Source organism: Kitasatospora sp. NPDC036755, assembly GCF_040636595.1.
Classification (GTDB): Bacteria; Actinomycetota; Actinomycetes; order Streptomycetales; family Streptomycetaceae; genus Kitasatospora.
In genome coordinates this window covers 1-3,902 of the sequence record NZ_JBEZUT010000528.1, presented here as the reverse complement: position 1 = coordinate 3,902, position 3,902 = coordinate 1, and the positions used below count along the sequence as shown (strand labels likewise).

General features: G+C 68.2%; 4 protein-coding genes. All 4 read left to right on the top strand.

Features of this window, described 5'->3' with window-relative positions; translation table 11 throughout:
- A partial coding sequence (locus tag AB0E96_RS39305; RefSeq protein WP_359831378.1) for a phosphopantetheine-binding protein occupies positions 1-644 on the top strand: 644 nt, incomplete at its 5' end.
- A 67-nt stretch (positions 645-711) separates the two neighbouring features.
- Complete coding sequence (locus AB0E96_RS39300; protein WP_359831376.1) at positions 712-1,482, top strand: alpha/beta fold hydrolase; 771 nt, start codon at positions 712-714, stop codon at positions 1,480-1,482.
- A 61-nt stretch (positions 1,483-1,543) separates the two neighbouring features.
- Complete coding sequence (locus AB0E96_RS39295) at positions 1,544-1,954, top strand: hypothetical protein (RefSeq protein WP_359831374.1); 411 nt, start codon at positions 1,544-1,546, stop codon at positions 1,952-1,954.
- A gap of 1,112 nt (positions 1,955-3,066) precedes the next feature.
- Positions 3,067-3,834, top strand: a complete 768-nt coding sequence (locus AB0E96_RS39290) for a transposase (RefSeq protein ID WP_359831372.1) — start codon at positions 3,067-3,069, stop codon at positions 3,832-3,834.
- Positions 3,835-3,902 lie beyond the last annotated feature (68 nt).

The window sequence follows — 3,902 nt, the reverse complement described above, 5'->3', positions numbered from 1 at the left end:
GGCACACCACCGACGGCGTCCTGGAGTATGTCGATCGAGTCGACCGACAGGTGAAGTTCCGCGGTTTCCGGGTGGAGCTCGGGGAGATCGAAGCCGCCGTCGCCGCGCACCCTCAGGTCGCCCGAGCCGTGGTTGTGACGCGGCCCGACGGACTGGTGGAGCCAGAGCTGGTCGCCTACTGCATCCCGGCTGAGGACGATGAATGCGGCGCCCGGTTCGACGTTGAGCAAGTCCGCGACCATGCCGCCCGGCTGTTGCCGGACTTCATGCTGCCCTCCTGGTTCGTGCCACTGGCTCACCTCCCGCTGACCGCCAACGGCAAGCTCGATCTCAGCGCGCTACCTGATCCGCGGAAGGCCGATGCGGGCGCAGCGGAACCCTCGGACGGCGGTGATCCACACGGGGAGATCGAGGAGCTGATCGCCCAGGTGTGGGCGGAGGTGCTCGGCCGGGAGCGGATCGGCGCAGACGACGACTTTTTCGCCCTTGGCGGGCACTCCCTGATGGCGTTGCGGGTGGTCGCCAGGATCAAGCGCGTCCTCGGGCTGTCCGTCCCCACCAGGCAGGTATACCGGCACCCGCGCCTGCGCGACCTGGCGCAGCACGTCGAGTTCGTGCGCCGGGACGCGGGTGCCGAAGGGTGACGATCCGCCAGACCTGCGGCGGCAACCGCGAGAAGGGCCATGGGGGCCCGAACGGAGGACAAGCGTGATGAAGGACACCGTGGTAGTGCGCCCTCGACGGGTCGCGGATCCAACGACCCGCCTGATCTGCCTGGGATTCTGCGGCGGCGGCGCGGGCTCGTACGGCCCGTGGGCGGACAGTCTCCCGGCCGGTGTGGAACTCGCCGCCATCTGCTACCCGGGCCGCGAGGGCCGCTTCACCGAGCCGTTCGCGGACGACTGGGACACGCTGGTCGAAGACGCACTCTCGGCGGTCCACTCAGCCACTGACACGCGCTATGTCCTGTTCGGCCACAGCATGGGCGGCTGGATGGCCTTCGACGTAGCGTCCCGGATCGAGGAACTCGGCGGCCCTCTGCCCGACGCGCTGGTGGTGTCCGCCGCGAACGCCCCCAGCCGCGGGCTCACCCCACAGGACATGTTCCCGGCCCGGCACGAGAGCGACGACCAACTCACCGACTGGATGCGCACCTTCGGTCTACTGCCAGCACACGTCCTGGACGACCCCGACCTGGGTGAGATAGCGGTGGAACTGATGCGCGCGGACATCCGGGTCCGCGACACCTTCCGCTACCGTGAGGGTGCGGCGGTAAGCGTCCCTGTGCAGATCCTCACCGGCGACGCAGACCCGGTGATCGACCCACACGCCACCGCCCAGTGGCGCACGCTCTCCAAGGGCGTCTTCCGCCACGACCTGCTGCCCGGCGGACACTTCTACACCCCGGACGTGTGGCGCACCCTGCCCACCCGGATAGCCGCACTCGACGACCGCTCACGCGTGACGCCCTCGCCAGCCTAGCCATCACGGCTCCGCTGGGCGGATTCCGGCGCCTGCGGCACCATCTGGGATACTTCCGTCCGTGATCGATTGGACGCGTGAAGTACCACGGTGGGTCCTCCTCATCGTGGCGCTATATGTCACAGTGCTGCTGTTCGTCGGCGCAGCCTCACACGTGGCTGATCTCGTGAACAGTGGCCTGAACCCGTACCCATGGGCACCATCCTGGCTGAACCTCTACTGGTCGTCACTGGCGTTCCTCGACCCGCTGGCCGCGGTGCTGCTGATCGCTGGTCGGCGGGGCGGCGTCCACCTCACGTGCCTCATCATGGCCACCGACCTCGCCGCCAATGCCTATGCCGCCTACGGCGTCCAACACACCGACATCCTCGCTGTGTCCGGCCTCCAACGGATCACCGCCTTCACTTTGTTCGTCTTCCTGACCGCACCCTTCGTCCGCCGACACCTCTCGCCCGCCATCGGCCGGCGTTGACCGGTCCTCCCCAGACTTTCCCTGGTCCGAATGTGATCGATCCCTCGTCCGGCACCGATGTGCTTGATTCAACCGCGTCACACCCCGCCGCGAACACGAACGCAGGGGCTTCGCCGAGGTCGCTGACTCCGTCGCCAAGCCGAACCTGCCCCACAGTGGCTCGCTGGTCGTCGCATACAGTCGCCTGCTCGAATCCGCCCACCGCGTCGGGCGCACCCTCCACGACCTCGACAACCCCGAACTCACCAAGCTCATCCTCGCCGAAGCCGTTACCGAGATCGCCGGCCGAGCCCAGCAGGCCGTCCTTCTCAGCCGCGATGTCGCCGCCACCCCGTCCAAATCACCGCCGACCGCCTCCTCGAACTGGATCCGTTCGAGCCAGCTGGCTCTTCTCCGCAGCCGCCTCCCCGCCTCCCCGCCTCCCCGCCTCCCCGCCTCCGGATACGACCCCATCCAGGTCGTCCTAAGGGCTGTCCCGCAATGAGCCGGGCATAGCTCCGGAAACGGCGGGACGTGGTCCATCACCTGCAGCAACCTCCCTGCGGCTACGGCCTCCTCTGTCCGTGCCGAGGACGCCAAACCTTCGATGACTGACCGGCCTGCGTAGACGCCTGTCCTCACGTCTGCTTCCCAGCCGGGTTGCTGCCTGTAGCTCGCGTCGCGCTTGCCCCCACTGACCGCCGCAGCCGCGGAGTGCCACTGGTCGGCCTGGCAGATGCTTCCCAGCAGGTCCAACAACTCGGCCTTGCAAGCCACGTGCGGGGCCCCAGCCAGCTCTACAAGGAACGGGACCACGGCGGCGGTCGCCTCGCTGACGACGAACCCCAGTGCACAGACGGCATCGCCCAGTTCTTCGATGGCGGTGCGGGCCGTGTCCGCATCCCCGTATGCGATCCGGGAGAGCAGAGAGGGAATGCCGCCAGCTGGAGCCCCCATCGCGTCGCGAAGGTCCGCCCAGCGGACCCCAGCGACGCTCCTCAACAGACTTCCCACGCCCTACTCCTCATCAGATCCTCGCATCTGCCCCGCCGACGCCTCAATCATGCTCCAGCTACTGCCGGTGCCCCGGCCGGAGGTGCTGCGAGGAGCCGACTTGGTGCCATGATCTTGCCGTGGCTGGAGTGATCACGGCGTCGGACCCGTCCTGGATAGCCCCGTTCACCGGACTGGGCCCGCGCGAGTTCAAGAAACTGATCACGATGCTCCGCCGCGAGGGTGCCGACACGTCACGCCCCGGCCGACCGTGGAGCCTCCCGCTGGAGGACCGGGTCCTGCTGGTCGCGGCCTACTGGCGAACGAACCTGACGCTGCGGCAGCTCGCGCCGCTGTTCGGCGTGTCCAAGTCGGCGGCTGGCAGGATCATCGAGCACACCGGCCCACTCCTGGCGCTCAAGCCCCGGCGCCGGTTCCGCAAGGGCACCGTGCTGATCGTCGACGGCACCCTGGTCCCCACCCGCGACCACACCATCGCCGAGCAGTCCAAGAACTATAGGTACTCCACCAATCACCAGGTGGTCATCGACGCCCATTCTCGGCTGGTCGTGGCGGTCGGCCGGCCTCTGCCGGGCAACCGGAACGACTGCAAGGCATGGGAGGGGTCCGGCGCCAAAGCGGCCGTCGGCCGGACCACCACGATCGCCGACGGCGGCTACCCGGGCACTGGCCTGGTCATCCCGCACCGACGCCCCAAGGGCGGTGAGCTCAGCGACTGGCAAGCGGAGCACAACCGCGAGCACAAACAAGTCCGCGCCCGCGTCGAGCATGTCTTCGCCCGGATGAAGACCTGGAAGATCCTGCGCGACTGCCGTCTCAAGGGCGACGGCGTCCACCACGCCATGCTCGGAGTTGCCCGCCTGCACAACCTGCTCCAGGCTGCATGAGCCCGCGGACTGCTGGCCGACCGACCGTGCCTCGACCGCTCAAAGATCAATTACGGGACAGCCCTTAG